The sequence below is a fragment of the Enterobacter sp. CC120223-11 genome, assembly GCF_900215375.1.
Taxonomy (GTDB): domain Bacteria; phylum Pseudomonadota; class Gammaproteobacteria; order Enterobacterales; family Enterobacteriaceae; genus Scandinavium.
Map to the genome: position 1 here is coordinate 104,177 of NZ_OBEF01000011.1, position 15,356 is coordinate 119,532.

General features: G+C 57.1%; 15 protein-coding genes and 1 pseudogene. 11 read left to right on the plus strand and 5 right to left on the minus strand.

The window, feature by feature from the left end; translation table 11 throughout:
* Positions 1-210: 210 nt before the first annotated feature.
* From pepN to CRO87_RS14180, 10 genes are all read left to right on the plus strand, one after another.
* The gene (gene pepN / locus CRO87_RS14135; RefSeq protein ID WP_097163583.1) at positions 211-2,823 is read left to right on the plus strand and encodes an aminopeptidase N; all 2,613 of its coding nucleotides are present in this window, start codon (positions 211-213) and stop codon (positions 2,821-2,823) included.
* Between the two features lie 85 nt (positions 2,824-2,908).
* The gene (locus CRO87_RS14140) at positions 2,909-3,637 is read left to right on the plus strand and encodes a MerR family transcriptional regulator (protein ID WP_097163584.1); all 729 of its coding nucleotides are present in this window, start codon (positions 2,909-2,911) and stop codon (positions 3,635-3,637) included.
* A 216-nt stretch (positions 3,638-3,853) separates the two neighbouring features.
* Positions 3,854-4,288 carry a nuclear transport factor 2 family protein gene (locus tag CRO87_RS14145; RefSeq protein ID WP_097163585.1) on the plus strand — a complete coding sequence of 145 codons (435 nt, stop codon included), beginning with the start codon at positions 3,854-3,856 and terminating at the stop codon, positions 4,286-4,288.
* Positions 4,285-5,004, plus strand: a complete 720-nt coding sequence (locus tag CRO87_RS14150; protein ID WP_097163586.1) for an SDR family NAD(P)-dependent oxidoreductase — start codon at positions 4,285-4,287, stop codon at positions 5,002-5,004. Before CRO87_RS14145 ends, CRO87_RS14150 begins: the two co-directional genes overlap by 4 nt.
* Positions 5,001-6,263: an NAD(P)/FAD-dependent oxidoreductase gene (locus CRO87_RS14155; RefSeq protein ID WP_097163587.1), complete on the plus strand. Its 1,263-nt coding sequence runs from the start codon at positions 5,001-5,003 to the stop codon at positions 6,261-6,263. The genes CRO87_RS14150 and CRO87_RS14155 overlap by 4 nt, the downstream gene beginning before the upstream one ends.
* Positions 6,260-6,982 (plus strand): DUF1365 domain-containing protein, encoded by a 723-nt coding sequence (locus tag CRO87_RS14160; protein WP_097163588.1) that lies wholly within the window; start codon positions 6,260-6,262, stop codon positions 6,980-6,982. The genes CRO87_RS14155 and CRO87_RS14160 overlap by 4 nt, the downstream gene beginning before the upstream one ends.
* Complete coding sequence (locus tag CRO87_RS14165; RefSeq protein ID WP_097163589.1) at positions 6,979-8,199, plus strand: cyclopropane-fatty-acyl-phospholipid synthase family protein; 1,221 nt, start codon at positions 6,979-6,981, stop codon at positions 8,197-8,199. The genes CRO87_RS14160 and CRO87_RS14165 overlap by 4 nt, the downstream gene beginning before the upstream one ends.
* Complete coding sequence (locus CRO87_RS14170) at positions 8,196-8,681, plus strand: DUF2878 domain-containing protein (protein WP_097163590.1); 486 nt, start codon at positions 8,196-8,198, stop codon at positions 8,679-8,681. The genes CRO87_RS14165 and CRO87_RS14170 overlap by 4 nt, the downstream gene beginning before the upstream one ends.
* On the plus strand, positions 8,681-9,205 hold the full coding sequence (locus tag CRO87_RS14175; RefSeq protein WP_097163632.1) for a hypothetical protein: 525 nt from the start codon (positions 8,681-8,683) through the stop codon (positions 9,203-9,205). Before CRO87_RS14170 ends, CRO87_RS14175 begins: the two co-directional genes overlap by 1 nt.
* A complete protein-coding gene (locus tag CRO87_RS14180; protein ID WP_097163591.1) occupies positions 9,202-9,732 on the plus strand; it encodes a DUF3833 domain-containing protein in 531 nt (176 codons plus the stop codon). Before CRO87_RS14175 ends, CRO87_RS14180 begins: the two co-directional genes overlap by 4 nt.
* 95 nt (positions 9,733-9,827) lie before the next feature.
* Here the strand turns inward: CRO87_RS14180 and ssuB are convergent, their stop codons facing one another.
* From ssuB to ssuE, 5 genes and pseudogenes are all read right to left on the minus strand, one after another.
* A complete protein-coding gene (gene ssuB, locus CRO87_RS14185) occupies positions 9,828-10,595 on the minus strand; it encodes an aliphatic sulfonates ABC transporter ATP-binding protein (RefSeq protein ID WP_097163592.1) in 768 nt (255 codons plus the stop codon).
* Entirely contained in the window at positions 10,592-11,383 is a 792-nt protein-coding gene (ssuC, locus tag CRO87_RS14190) for an aliphatic sulfonate ABC transporter permease SsuC (RefSeq protein ID WP_097163593.1), read from the minus strand. Before ssuC ends, ssuB begins: the two co-directional genes overlap by 4 nt.
* 9 nt (positions 11,384-11,392) lie before the next feature.
* Entirely contained in the window at positions 11,393-12,538 is a 1,146-nt protein-coding gene (gene ssuD, locus CRO87_RS14195) for an FMNH2-dependent alkanesulfonate monooxygenase (RefSeq protein ID WP_097163594.1), read from the minus strand.
* Positions 12,498-13,500 (minus strand): annotated as a pseudogene (locus CRO87_RS14200) (sulfonate ABC transporter substrate-binding protein). The gene ssuD and the pseudogene CRO87_RS14200 overlap by 41 nt, the downstream one beginning before the upstream one ends.
* Before the next feature lies 1 nt (position 13,501).
* Entirely contained in the window at positions 13,502-14,077 is a 576-nt protein-coding gene (gene ssuE, locus CRO87_RS14205; RefSeq protein WP_097163596.1) for an NADPH-dependent FMN reductase, read from the minus strand.
* Between the two features lie 234 nt (positions 14,078-14,311).
* Between ssuE and pyrD the strand changes: the two genes are divergently transcribed.
* Complete coding sequence (gene pyrD, locus CRO87_RS14210; RefSeq protein WP_097163597.1) at positions 14,312-15,322, plus strand: quinone-dependent dihydroorotate dehydrogenase; 1,011 nt, start codon at positions 14,312-14,314, stop codon at positions 15,320-15,322.
* Positions 15,323-15,356: the final 34 nt, after the last annotated feature.

Sequence of the window (15,356 nt, forward strand, 5' to 3'; positions counted from 1 at the left end):
AACCGCAGGAGTATACCTTGTTTATCGATTTATTGAACCCCGATCACACCACAAGGCTTTCGGTGGGTCGAGGGCAAATCGTGCCGCGTGTTATCAATATGTAGCAATTTGCGTGCTTACCCCTGAAAAGATGAACATTCTGCGTAGCGCCAAAGTTACAACAGGAATAGACTGAGGCCGATACTTTACAAAAGATGCTAAAGGTTTTTTATGACACAACAGCCCCAAGCCAAATACCGCCACGACTACCGTGCGCCGGAATACCTGATCAGCGATATCGACCTGACCTTTGACCTGGATGCCGCAAAAACCGTCGTGACGGCTGTCAGCCAGATTACCCGTCACGCTGCGTCTGCCACGCCACTGCGCTTGAACGGTGAAGACTTAACGCTGATTTCACTGCACGTGAATGATGAGCCGTGGAGTGAGTATAAAGAAGAAAACAATCAGCTGGTGATCGACGGCCTGCCGGAGCGTTTTGAGCTGCGCATCGTCAACGAAATCAGCCCGGCTGCGAATACCGCGCTGGAAGGGCTTTACCAGTCCGGTGAAGCGCTCTGTACGCAGTGTGAAGCTGAAGGCTTCCGCCATATCACCTGGTATCTCGATCGCCCGGATGTGCTGGCGCGCTTTACCACCAAAATTATCGCCGATAAGAGCAAGTACCCTTATCTGTTGTCCAACGGCAACCGCGTTGCTGAAGGTGAACTCGAAAACGGTCGTCACTGGGTGCAGTGGCAGGATCCGTTCCCGAAACCTTGCTACCTGTTCGCGCTGGTGGCCGGTGACTTCGACGTGCTGCGTGATAAATACGTCACCCGTTCTGGCCGTGAAGTGGCGCTGGAGCTGTTCGTCGATCGCGGTAACCTGGACCGCGCGCCGTGGGCGATGACTTCGCTTATCAACTCCATGAAGTGGGACGAAGAGCGCTTTGGCCTCGAGTACGATCTCGACATCTATATGATTGTCGCCGTCGACTTCTTCAACATGGGCGCAATGGAGAACAAAGGCCTCAACGTCTTTAACTCCAAATATGTGCTGGCCCGCACCGATACGGCAACCGATAAAGACTATCTCGATATCGAACGCGTTATTGGCCACGAATACTTCCACAACTGGACCGGCAACCGCGTTACCTGTCGTGACTGGTTCCAGCTGAGCCTGAAAGAGGGCTTAACGGTGTTCCGCGATCAGGAGTTCAGCTCCGACCTCGGCTCCCGCGCGGTGAACCGCATCAGCAACGTGCGCACCATGCGCGGCATGCAGTTTGCAGAAGATGCCAGCCCAATGGCGCACCCGATTCGCCCGGACATGGTTATCGAAATGAACAACTTCTACACCCTGACGGTGTATGAGAAGGGTTCAGAAGTGATTCGCATGCTGCACACGCTGCTTGGCGAAGCGAACTTCCAGAAAGGGATGCAGCTGTACTTTGAGCGTCACGACGGCAGTGCCGCCACCTGCGATGATTTTGTGCAGGCGATGGAAGATGCCTCCAATGTCGATCTCTCCCACTTCCGCCGCTGGTACAGTCAGTCCGGCACGCCAGTTGTGACCGTGCATGACGACTACAACCCGGAAACCGAGCAGTACACGCTGACCATCAAGCAGCACACGCCGCCGACCTCAGAGCAGCAGGATAAGCAGCCGCTGCACATTCCGTTCGATATCGAGCTGTATGACAACGAAGGCAAAGTGATTCCGCTGCAGAAGGGCGGTCATCCGGTACATAACGTGCTGAACGTGACCCAGGCCGAGCAGACGTTCATCTTCGACAATGTGTACTTCCAGCCTGTGCCGTCCCTGCTGCGTGAGTTTTCTGCGCCGGTGAAGCTGGAGTATAAGTGGAGCGATCAGCAGCTGACTTTCCTGATGCGTCACGCTCGCAATGACTTCTCCCGCTGGGATGCCGCGCAGAGCCTGCTTGCCACCTACATCAAGCTCAACGTCAATCGTCATCAGCAGCACCAGCCGCTGTCGCTGCCGGTTCACGTGGCCGATGCGTTCCGCGCCATTCTGCTGGATGAGAACATCGACCCGGCGCTGGCGGCCGAAATTTTGACGCTGCCTTCGGTGAATGAAATCGCCGAGCTGTTCGAGATCATCGATCCGGTGGCCATTGCGACGGTGCGTGAAGCGCTGACCCGCACGCTGGCCAAAGAGCTGGCGGACGAGTTCCTGGCTATCTACAACGCCAACAAGCTTGATGCTTATCGCGTTGAACATGCGGATATTGGCAAGCGCTCCCTGCGTAACACCTGCCTGCGCTACCTGGCGTTTGGCGATGCAGAGCTTGCGGATAAGCTGGTTCAGCACCAGTATCATCACGCTGACAACATGACCGACGCTCTGGCAGCGCTGGGCGCGGCGGTGGCGGCTCAGCTGCCGTGTCGCGATGCGCTGATGCAGGAGTACGACGACAAATGGCACCATGACGGTCTGGTGATGGACAAGTGGTATATTCTGCAAGCCACCAGCCCGGCGGAAAACGTACTGGAAACCGTGCGTGGCCTGCTGAAGCACCGCTCTTTCACCCTGAGCAACCCGAACCGCATTCGTTCGCTGATTGGGGCTTTTGCGATGAGCAACCCGGCGGCGTTCCATGCGCAGGATGGCAGCGGTTATCAGTTCCTGGCAGAAATGCTGACCGAACTGAACAGCCGTAACCCGCAGGTGGCTTCCCGTCTGATTGAACCGCTGATCCGCCTGAAGCGTTACGATGCAGCGCGTCAGGAAAAAATGCGCGCAGCGCTGGAGCAGCTGAAAGGCCTGGAGAATCTCTCCGGCGATCTGTTCGAGAAGATCGGCAAAGCGTTAGCGTAATAAGCCAGCCCGGCGAGGCCACTCGCCGGGCAAAATCAAAATCCGCCGTTATAGTAAGAATAGTGTGCTCAACAGGCGAATGGCGATGTCTTACTCCATTGGTGAATTTGCCCGGCTCTGCGGAATTACCCCCGCGACTCTTCGGGCGTGGCAGCGCCGTTATGGTCTGCTCCGGCCACTGAGAACCGACGGCGGGCACAGGCAGTACACTGAAGACGATGTGCAGCAGGTTTTAATCATTCTCGACTGGATCAAGAAGGGCGTTTCCGTCGGGCAGGTGAAGCCTTTGCTGACTCGCGCCACGCAGCCGCAGCACCACAACTGGCGCGATATGCAGGACGCAATGCTCCAGCGACTTAAAGAAGGAAAAGTAGAATCGCTTGGACAGCTCCTCTATGACGCCGGGCGCGACTATCCCCGCACGGATTTAGTAAGAGAAGTGCTTCGTCCTCTGCGCAGCAAAGTCTCCGCCAATATTCCCGTCATGCAAACTCTGCGCAACCTTCTCGATGGGATCATCATTTCCTACGTCTCATTTTGTTTACGCGCCGATAAAAAAGCCTCAGGCGAGAATGTTCTGCTTTGCGGCTGGCATCTCAATGACCCGTGTGAAATCTGGCTCGAGGCGCTGATGCGTACCGGGCAAGGGCTACGCATCGATCTGCTTCCGTCAGGCTTCACCACGCTGTCGCCGGAGATATTCCCTGACCGAAAGTGGCTGTTGGTCACCACCGGAGAGCTCACGGCAGGCAGACAAAAACAGATCCAGCAATGGCGGCAAGAGGTTCATTCGCTGGAGGTGATTACGCTCTGAAATTGTGGGTACGCTCTGCCGATTACTTAAATATCCCCCTAAACCTGTCCACTTTGGCGGCCAGTAGCTACGCTTGACGTTTACGCTCGCCTTCTCGTAATAAACTGAAAAATCGACAAAACAGAATATATCGTTCTCAAATCTTGGACAGATTTCGCACAGTGTCTAAGTTTTAATCATGGGCGCTTTTCGTCTCTCACCACAAGGGCGGGCAACATGAGTACTCCTTCTGGCGTCATTGACCGCTTTGTTCAGTATTACGTGGCTCTGGATAACCAGCCTGTCTCCACGGTCCGGACCCTTTATCACCCTGCAGCCCGGCTCGTTGATCCGTTTGGCGAACACCAGGGCAGTGAGGCGATCGCACGTTATTTTGAGCATCTGCTGGCCAATGTGCGCCAGTGCCGATTCGACATCGACAAAATTCTGCAGCAGGGCAACGACTTCTCGGTGTCCTGGATCATGCGGTGGGCGCATCCTCGTATAAAGGGCGGTGAAATTTTGTCCCTCCCTGGCTGCTCAATGGTGACGTCTCAGGGCGAAACCGTCATTTATCAGCGTGATTATTACGATGCCGGGGAGATGCTGTACGAACATCTGCCGATTTTGGGCTGGGCGGTACGCGGTGTGAAAAGGCGGGTGCGCGTATGAAGACCGTGCTTATCACCGGGGCCAGTTCAGGTATTGGCGAAGGATTGGCAAAGTCATGGGCCGATGATGGCTGGCAGGTGATCGCCTGCGGTCGCGATCGGCAGAGGCTGGACGCGCTGGAACAATACCATGGCCGTATCAGCGGGCGTGTGTTTGACATCACCGACGCAAACGCCTGTCAGCAGGCGCTGGCAGACTGTGCCGCCGATCTGGTGATTCTCTGCGCGGGAACCTGTGAATACATGGATCAGGGCGTGATTGATGCAGCAAGCGTGGAACGGGTCATGGCGACCAACTTTATGGGGCCGGTCAACTGCCTTGCTGCGCTTCAAAGCCGGCTGACCCCCGGTTGTCGGGTGGTGCTGGTGAGTTCCATGGCGCACTGGCTCCATTTTCCCCGAGCAGAGGCTTACGGTGCGTCGAAAGCCGCTGTCACCTGGTTCGCTCGCTGCCTGCGGCTGGAGTGGGAGCGAAAAGGTATCGCCGTCACGGTTGTGTTCCCGGGTTTTGTCGACACGCCACTGACGCAGAAAAATGATTTTGCGATGCCGGGCCTGGTCAGCGTTGAAGAGGCGGTGAGGGCCATTCGGCGCGGTGTTGCAAAAGGCAAAGCAGAGATCGCGTTTCCGCAAGGTTTTGGCCTGGTGTTGCGAGCGCTCGGCGCATTACCCGCTTTTGCTCAGCGCGCCCTGCTGCGCAGGATGGTGCGACCATGAAGATCGCGATAGTCGGGAGCGGGATTGCTGGCTTAACCTGCGCCTGGCGGCTGGCCGGGCATCATCAGGTCACTCTTTTTGACGCAGGCGTGACGGCTGGCGGCCACACGGCAACGGTGGACGTCGACACGCCTCAGGGAACCTATGCCATCGACACGGGTTTTATCGTCTACAACGATCGCACCTATCCGCGTTTTATCGGGCTGTTGAGCGAGCTGGGTATCAGCGGGCAAAAAACGGAGATGAGTTTCTCCGTACACAACCCGGTAAGCGGCCTGGAATATAACGGTCACACGCTCGCTTCGCTGTTTGCCCAGCGCCGTAATCTTTTCAATCCCTCTTTCTGGGGATTGCTCAAAGAGATACTGCGCTTTAATCGCCTGGCCAAGCAGGCATTAACTGCGCCTTTACGTGAGAGCGACACGCTGGAGAGCTTCCTGGAAAAGCACGGCTTCAGCGCTTTTTTCGCAAAGCATTATATTTTGCCGATGGGCGCCGCCATCTGGTCCTCTTCGCTTCAGGAAATGCGTCGCTTCCCACTCCCGCTGTTTTTACATTTTTTTGAGCATCACGGTCTGCTGGACGTGACGCAACGCCCGCAATGGTACGTGGTGCCCGGCGGGTCGCGGGAGTACGTCCGGGCCATGCTTAATGCCCTGGGTGGACGCATTGACCTGAAGCTGGACTCACCAGTGCAGAAAGTCATTCGGCACGAGCGGGGTGTTGAACTTGAGGCGGGTGGCGCGACTTACGCCTTCGATCAGGTGATATTTGCCTGCCATTCCTCGCAGGCCCTTTCCTTGCTGGAGCAGCCTTCAAAGAGTGAGGAGGAGATCCTCGGCGGGATTAGCTGGCAGCGTAATGAAGTGATTTTGCACAGCGACGCGCGCTGGCTGCCGAAGCGCAAACGGGCCTGGGCGAGCTGGAATTATCGCCTGAGCGAACACGACGAGGCCCGGGCCTGTATGACCTACAACATGAATATTTTGCAGGGGCTTCCTGAGGGCAGCCCACTCTTTTGCGTCACGCTCAACCCGGACTCTCCCATAGATGAGCGTTTCGTATGGCGACGTTTTGAGTATGAGCATCCGCTGTTTACGCCGCAAAGCGCGCTCGCTCAGGCACGGCGTAAAGAGATTAACGGCCAGCAGCGGAGCTGGTTCTGCGGGGCTTACTGGTACAACGGCTTTCACGAGGACGGCGTGCGCAGTGCGCTGGATGTGGTGCAGGGGATTGCCAGAGAGGAGGGTGCCCAATGAACAGCTGCCTCTATCAGGGAATGCTGCGTCACCGTCGCATGCACCCGCGAATCCATCAGTTTCAGTACCGCCTTTTTATGGCGTGGCTCGACCTGGATGAACTGGACGCACTCCCTTCAGTGGGGATCCGACGTAATCGGTTTGCCGTCGCCTCGTTTCACGACAGCGATTATCCGCTGGGGACGCCGCTCAAGGCGCAGGTATTAGCGCGGCTGGAAGCGCTGACGGGCCAGCGCCCTGAAGGACGGGTGATGCTTCTGACCCAATTACGCTATTACGGCTTTCATTTCAACCCGGTTAATTTTTATTACTGTTATGACCGGGCAGGCACGCTTGGCTGGATCCTGGCGGAAGTGCGCAACACGCCGTGGAATGAGAGGCACTACTATGCGGTTGACGGGCAGCGGACGTTGCCGGTTGCTAAAGCGTTCCACGTTTCGCCGTTTAACCCCATGGATATGGTTTATCACTGGCGCTTCAACTGCCCGGGCCAGACTTTGCGCATGCACATCGAAAACCATCAGCAGATGAAAATTTTTGACGCCACCCTGATGCTGACCCGTTTGCCTCTCACGCGTCCGGTGCTGGCGAGGTTGATGCGCCGACTCCCCCTGATAACGCTGAAAACGGTTGTCGCTATCTACTGGCAGGCGCTGCGGCTCTGGTTTAAGCGTGTGCCACTTCATTCTCACCCCGCTAACAGGAGCGAACGCTCATGACCGATCCCGCCTTAGCGCTTGAACCTGGTATTCCTCGCAAAGCCCGTATCGCGCGGCGATTGCTGTTCCGCCTGTTGGCTGGCATTGAACAGGGGTCGATCACCGTCATCGACGGCGGCCGTCATTTTCATTTTGGCAATCCTGCCGATGCGCTGAGCGCAGAGGTGCGGGTCGTCAATTCAGTCGCCTACTGGCGCGTGCTGACCGGTGGCAGTCTTGCCGCTGCCGAAACCTGGATGGACGGCGAGTGGGAAACGCCCCATCTGACGGTGCTGCTGCAGATCCTGGCTCTTAATGGAACGGTTCTCGGGCGGCTGGAATACGGCTTCAGGTTGCTGGGGGCCCCTGTCGAACGCATACGCCACTGGATGCGTCGTAACCACCGGTCCCAGGCCAGGGAGAATATCGCGGCCCACTACGATCTGGGTAATTTGTTCTATGCCCATTTCCTCGATGAAGATCTGCTTTATTCCAGCGCGCTGTTTAGCGCCGACAATCAGGATTTGCGCAGCGCTCAACGGGCGAAAATGGCGCGGCTGTGCGAGCAACTGGCGCTGCAGGCCGGGGATCATCTGCTGGAAATTGGCAGCGGATGGGGAGCCATGGCGGAGTATGCCGCTCGTCATTATGGCTGCCGGGTGACGACGGCGACGCTCTCCCAGGAGCAGTACGACTGGACCCGCAGGCGAATCGCCCTGGCCGGGCTGCAGGACAGAGTGGAAGTGCTGCTTTGCGATTATCGTGATTTAAACGGCCAGTATGACAAGCTGGTTTCTGTCGAAATGATCGAAGCGGTAGGCCAGCGCTATCTGCCTGAGTTTTTCCGCACCTGTCAGGCTCGTCTCGTTCCGGGCGGCAAAATGGTGATTCAGGCGATTACCATCCAGGATCAGCGTTTTCAGGATTATAGGAAAAGCGTTGATTTTATTCAGCGTTATATCTTTCCGGGCGGATTCCTGCCGAGCATCACGGTCATGAGTCAGCTCATGACCCGCCATACCGATTTTGTCGTGCGCAACGTCTTTGATATGGGGCCCGACTACGCCCGGACGTTATCACACTGGCGCCAGCGTTTCGTGCAGGCCTGGCAGGATATTGAAAAACTCGGCTTTGATGAACGGTTTCGGCGGATGTGGCTTTACTACTTTGGTTACTGTGAGGCGGGATTCAATGCCCGGACCATCAGCGTCGTTCAGCTCACTGCCGAACGTGTATGAGCCCCCGTCTGCGGGTTGCGTTGCTGGCCGTGGGTTTCGATATCTACTGGACGCTGGTGGTGTTGCTTCGTGAACGTGGGGAATATATTTGGTTGGCGCTGGCGATAGTGGCCTGCGGTATTTTGCCTGCTCGCCAAAGCATCCTGGCGGTGGCGCTCACCCTGGCGGGCTGCCTGCTGGACAGCCTGTGGCTGAAAACAGGGCTGGTCTTATTTGAAGGCAGCCAGTTTCTGCCGCTGTGGATGATGTCGCTCTGGCTGATGTTCGCCTCCGTCTGGACGCATTTGATGTGTACCACGACGCTGCCGCTCTGGCTGATGACGCTGCTGGCCACGGTCGGTGGCCCGGCGGCCTATGTGATTGGCCAACATGTAGGGGCAATGGTCTTCCTGAAGCCCTGGCTTACGGTGTGCAGCGCCATGGCGTGCGGATGGCTGGTGCTGGCGCTTCTGTTTCATTGGATGGTGAGGCAATGGCGATGATAGGCAAGGCGTTGCTCCTGATTGGGCTGACCATCGCGCTGCCCGTGTTGGCCACCACAAGCTGGCTGAACTGGCAAAAAGTGGGTGAGGCGACGCTCACCTGGGGGCCGTTTACCGTATACCATTCACAGCTTTTCACGCCCGATGGTCGTCCGGGCGGGCCGGGTAGCGATCGGGCTCTGGTCATTACCTATCTGCGAGATGTCGATCGGGAGGATCTTATCGAGGCCACCCGTAAACAGTGGCAGGCGCTGGGGATAATGACGAATGAAGCAGAAAGCGAGGCATGGCTCAAGCAGCTTGATGGCTTCTGGCCGGACGTGCATCCGGGCACCCAGCTCACGTTTTCCATCATAAGTCAGCAAGGCCAGTTCTGGTATCGCGCATCCGCAGCACAAAAGGGGTTCATTCCGATAGGGCCGCCGCAATCGCTACGCTTCAGCCAAAGCTTTTTGGCGATATGGCTCGATCCTCACACCCAGTATCCTGAGCTGCGTCAGCAGCTACTCGGAGGCAGACAATGAGACGAATAGTAACGGCGTGCCTGGCACTGATGATGCTACTGAGTGGATGCAGCACCGAAATCACTGACTACCGACAGCAGCAGCCCGCGTTAGATATATTTCACTATTTCAACGGGCAAACGGAAGCCTGGGGCATGGTGCAGGATCGGCAGGGGAAACAGCTCCGCCGTTTCCACGTGGTGATCAACGGCACGGTAGTGGGTGACACCCTGACGCTTGCGGAGCAGTTCCGCTATGACGATGGAGAAAAACAGCAGCGCGTCTGGCACATTCGGCGCACCAGCCCGGGACGCTACGAAGGCAGGGCGGGCGATATTCAGGGCGTTGCGAAAGGGCAGTCGGCGGGGAACGCCCTGCACTGGCAGTACAGCATGAACGTGAAGGCCAACGGCAAAACCTGGCTGCTGGACTTTGATGACTGGATGTACCTGCAGGACGGTCAGCACCTGTTTAATAAAACGGAAATGAAAAAATTTGGCTTCACCGTGGGTGTGGTCACGCTGTTTTTCTCCAAATCAGCGTCGTGAAAGCTGTCGCAGCGCGACGTGAGGTTTTGCACGGGTGATTGCGAACCCTCACGCGCGATTTTCTGCGAGCAGATGCACGTGTATGTATTGATGCCTCAAGCTTTCTGACGAACAGGCGCCTGCGGAGCGCCACGTTTCATCACCCGATTTAACACTTCAGCTTCCAGTTCTGCCAGGCGCGCCGATCCTTTTCGGCGCGGGCGAGGGAGATCAATCGTCAGATCGAGGCCAATTTTGCCTTCCTCAATCAGCAGCACCCGGTCGGCCATCGCCACCGCTTCGCTGACGTCGTGCGTCACCAGCAGCACGGTGAAACCCTGACTCAGCCACAGCGTTTCAATCAGATCCTGCATCTCCAGCCGCGTGAGGGCATCGAGTGCACCCAAAGGTTCATCCAGCAGCAGTAAGCCCGGGCGATGAATCAGGGCCCGCGCCAGCGCCACGCGCTGTTTTTGTCCACCGGACAACGCCGCAGGCCACTCCCCGGCGCGATCGTCCAGCCCAACGGCCTCCAGCGCATCGAGGGCGCTTTGCCGCCAGCTGCCTTTCAGACCCAGGCCGACGTTATCGATGACCGTCTTCCACGGCAGCAGCCGCGCATCCTGAAACATCATTCTCGTTTCCTGCTGGCTGGCGCTCAGCGGCCCGTTGCCCGCCAGAAGTTCGCCCTCATTAGGTTTTTCCAGCCCGGCCAACAGGCGAAGCAGCGTGCTTTTACCGCCACCGCTGCGGCCCACTACCGCCACAAACTGGCCCGCAGGTATGTGCAGATTGAGCTCATTGAGTACAGTGTTCGTGCCGTAGCGTTTGCCGATGCCGTTCAGCAGCAGCGGAATGCCGGGGTTCAGACGCGCCGTATTCATACCGCAGCCTCCTTCAGTTGATAAGCCGGGTTCCAGCGTAGCCAGACGCGTTCCAGAAGCTGCGCGCTGACGTCAGCCAGTTTGCCCAGCAGGGCGTAAAGAATAATGGCGACCACCACCACATCCGTTTGCAGAAATTCGCGGGCGTTCATCGCCAGATAGCCGATGCCGGAGTTGGCAGAAATGGTCTCCGCGACGATCAGCGTCAGCCACATCAGGCCGAGGGCGAAACGTACGCCGACCATCATCGACGGCAATGCGCCAGGTAAGATTACGTGCCAGAAAAGGGCAAAACCGGACAGCCCATAGCTGCGTGCCATCTCCACCAGACCCCGATCGATATTGCGGATGCCGTGCCAGGTGTTGATATAAATGGGGAACAGCGTGCCGAGCGCGACGAGGAAAATTTTGGCGCTCTCATCAATGCCAAACCACAGGATAACCAATGGGATGAGCGCGAGGTGTGGCACGTTGCGCAGCATCTGGATTGACGTATCCAGCAGGCGCTCTCCCCAGCGCGACAGGCCGCTGATAAGCCCCAATACCAGCCCAATCGATCCGCCGATGGAGAAGCCGATCAGCGCCCGCCAGGTGCTGATCGCGAGGTGTTGCCACAGCTCGCCGCTGGCCGAAAGGGACCAGAAGGCTTCAACGACGCCCTCTGGCGAGGGCAGAATGCGGTTTGAGAGCCCGCCGGTGACGGAGGCGATTTGCCAGACGATCACGATGCCCACCGGCAGCAGCCAGGGGGCAAGGCGCAGTAGCCATTTGCTTGCAGATGCTGCCATAAATGCTCCTTAGCTCTGTGCAACCTTGCGCGGCAGAAATTCGTTAGCGACCGCTTCACCCTGCACCTGCAATGACTGCGGTTGAGGAACTTCAGGGATGGCGACATCCAGGTGCGGGAACAGCAGTTCGCCGACTTTGTAGGCCTCTTCAAGGTGTGGGTAGCCTGAGAGCACGAAGCTGTCGATGCCCAACGCGGCGTATTCATTAATGCGAGCCGCCACGGTCGGACCATCGCCAACCAGTGCCGTGCCCGCCCCGCCGCGAACCAGGCCGACGCCTGCCCACAGGTTTGGGCTGATTTCCAGGTTGCTGCGTCTGCCGCCGTGCAGGGCGGCCATCCGCTGCTGGCCTACGGAATCAGTCCGGGCGAATGCTGCCTGCGCTTTGGCTATGGTGTCGTCGTCCAGTCTTGAAATCAGGCGATCGGCAGCGGCCCAGGCTTCGGCATTGGTTTCACGAACAATCACGTGCAGGCGAATGCCGAATCTCACTTTTCGCCCGTGTCGAGCGGCTTTTTCGCGTACCTGGGCAATCTTCTCTTTAACCTGCTCCGGCGGCTCGCCCCAGGTCAGATATAAATCGACCTGTTCAGCAGCCAGCTCCTGCGCCACCTCCGAAGAACCACCAAAGTACAGCGGCGGGCGAGGCTGCTGAACAGGCGGGAACAGCAGTTTTGCGCCACGTACTTTCTGGAATTTACCGTCAAAATCGACCGTTTCACCCTCCAGCAAGCGCCGCCAGATGTGAGTAAATTCCGCTGACGCTTCATAACGTTCTGTGTGATCGAGGAAAACGCCATCGGCGGCCAGCTCCTGCGGGTCGCTGCCGGTAACAAGATTGAACAGCGCGCGGCCATTGGAGAGCCTGTCGAGCGTCGCTGCCTGGCGTGCGGCCACCGTCGGGGAAATCACGCTTGGGCGCAGCGCCACTAAAAATTTAAGCCGCTGGGTCACCGGGATCATCGAGGCGGCGACCAGCCAGGCATCCTCGCAGGAGCGGCCGGTCGGGATCAGCACGCCGGTAAAGCCGATCCGATCGGCGGCCTGGGCAATCTGTTGCAGGTAGCCATGATCGACGGGGCGGGCGGCGTCATCGCTGCCCAGATAGTGGCCGTCACCGTGGGTGGGTAAAAACCAGAACATATTCAGACTCATGATTTTGCTCCTTGTTGGGCGGCTGGCTGCCAGATGCGGCTTTTGATATCGACTTTTTTCGGCACCAGGCGGTTGTCATAGAACAGGTCCGCGGTCTGCTGCTGACGACGTGCGGTTTCCTCGCTGACCGGGCCGATTACCGTCGGCGGACGATGACTCAGATAGCTGGCAATCACCGCCTCCGGCAGACCCATGGTTTTCGCCAGCAGCTCGGTGCTTTGTGGACGCTGGCTGATGGTCAGCGCATCGGCCTGGCTGAAGGTGTCCAGCACGCCCTCAATAAAGGTGCCATTCTTTTCTGCGTATGGCCGGGAAGCCAGGTAGAAGGATCCGGTTTGCTTCAGTTCACTACCGTCGGTTAAGACACGCACGTCACCTTGTAACAGCGCTGCGGAATAGTACGGATCCCAGATGGCCCAGGCATCCACGTTGCCCTGCTGGAAGGCTGCCCGGGCGTCCGCGGGCGTCAGGTAAGTGGGCTGGATATCGGTGAATTTAAGGCCCGCCAGCTGTAACGCTCGCAGCACTAAGTTGTGCGAACTGGAACCTTTCTGGAAGGCGACTTTGTGACCTTTCAGATCGGCGACGGTTTTAATCGGACTGTTTTCCGGAACCAGAATGACCTCGGCTTTGGGCTTCGGCGGCTCAGCCCCTACGTAGACCAGGTCCGCGCCTGCTGCCTGGGCAAAAATCGGTGGAATATCGCCAGTGCTGCCCAAATCAATGCTGCCGACGTTCAGCGCCTCGAGCATTTGCGGGCCTGCCGGGAATTCAACCCAGGAAATTTTGGTGTTCGGGTAGCGTTTTTCCAGCAGTTCGTGGCTTTTCGCCAGCACCATGCTGACGCTGCCCTTTTGATAGCCGATTCGCAACGCGTCAGGGGCGGGTTCGGCGGCCTGGCTCCAGGCTGAAAGCGACAGCAAGCCAGTGAGCGCCAGGGTGCGAATACGCGGGCGGAACAGGTTAAACATGGGCGACTCCTTGCTTCAGATGGAAGGCCGGGACGCGAATGTCGCGGCGGTGCAGCGCCTGCCAGAAGGTTTCCAGGGCGCTGTCGAGGCGTTTTTCGAGGTTGGGGCTGAACTGCGGTTTGTGCTGATAGTCCTGCACCTGGCTGTCATCGGCGAACACACCGTGCAGAATTTCCTGGGCCTTCAGTGCGCTGAGTACGGGTTTCAGGGCGTAATCCACCGCCAGCATGTGGGCAACGGTGCCGCCGGTCGCCAGCGGCAACACCACTTTGCCTTCCAGCGCACGCTCCGGTAACAGGTCCAGCAGGGTTTTTAATGCGCCAGAAAAGGAGGCTTTATAAATGGGCGTGGCGACGATCAGTCCGTCAGCCTGTGCCAGTTGCTCAATCAGCGTTTGCAGGGCAGGGCTGTCGAAGCGGGCATACAGCAGATCTTCAGGCTCGAAATTTTGCAGGTGCCAGTGGCAGACTTCGACATCCACCCTGGAGAGGGTTTCTCTGGCATATTCCAGCAGGGCGCTGGAGCGTGAGGGAAAACGCGGACTGCCCGCTAACGTGATGACGCGCATACTCTCTCCTTATAACCAAATGTTTGCTTTTATCTAACATTGATAACAATAAGTCGAGTTTGTCAGAGGCGCGGGCGTTCACTAAATGATTTATCCGGCACTGGATTGCCGAAAACTGCAAATAAGAAAACGTTTGCGCATAACGTGGCATTTTTTGCCACAGGTCAATTCCCTTTCGCAGCCGGATAGAACATAATACGCCCCCGGTTTGCTACCGGGAATCCAGGAGAGTTCATGTACTACCCCTTCGTTCGTAAAGCCCTTTTCCAGCTCGATGCAGAGCGCGCTCATGAATTTACTTTTCAAAACTTACGTCGCGTCAGCGGCACGCCATTAGAAGCGCTGGTGCGTCAGAAAGTACCTGCCAAGCCGGTAACCTGCATGGGGCTGACGTTTAAAAACCCACTGGGTTTAGCCGCAGGACTCGATAAGAACGGGGAGTGCATTGACGCCCTCGGCGCGATGGGCTTCGGATCCATCGAAGTCGGTACGGTGACGCCACGTCCGCAGCCTGGTAACGATAAGCCGAGGATCTTCCGTCTGGTCGATGCCGAAGGCTTGATCAACCGTATGGGCTTTAACAACCACGGCGTTGATAACCTGGTTGAGAACGTAAAAAAAGCGCATTTTGACGGCGTACTCGGTATTAATATCGGCAAAAATAAAGATACGCCGGTGGAGCAGGGCAAAGATGACTATCTGATTTGTATGGAAAAAGTCTATGCTTATGCGGGTTACATTGCGGTCAATATTTCGTCACCAAATACTCCAGGCCTGCGCACGCTGCAATACGGTGAAGCACTCGACGATCTCTTATCAGCGATTAAAAATAAGCAAAAAGAACTCCAGGCTGTGCACCATAAATATGTGCCAGTGGCGGTGAAGATCGCCCCGGATCTTTCACATGAAGAATTGATCCAGGTGGCCGACAGTTTGGTTCGCCATAATATTGATGGTGTTATTGCCACCAATACTACCCTCGATCGATCGCTGGTCCAGGGAATGAAATATTGTGATGAAACCGGCGGTTTAAGCGGTCGTCCATTACAGTTAAAAAGTACGGAAATTATTCGACTGCTGTCTGCTGAATTAAATGGCAGCCTGCCGATTATTGGCGTCGGCGGTATCGATTCTGTGATGGCGGCCCGCGAGAAGATGGCTGCCGGTGCTACGCTGGTGCAGATCTATTCCGGGTTTATTTTTAAAGGCCCACCGCTGATTAAAGAAATCGTTACCCACATCTAATCTTTCCTGCGCAAATTTCAACCGGGGCTTTATT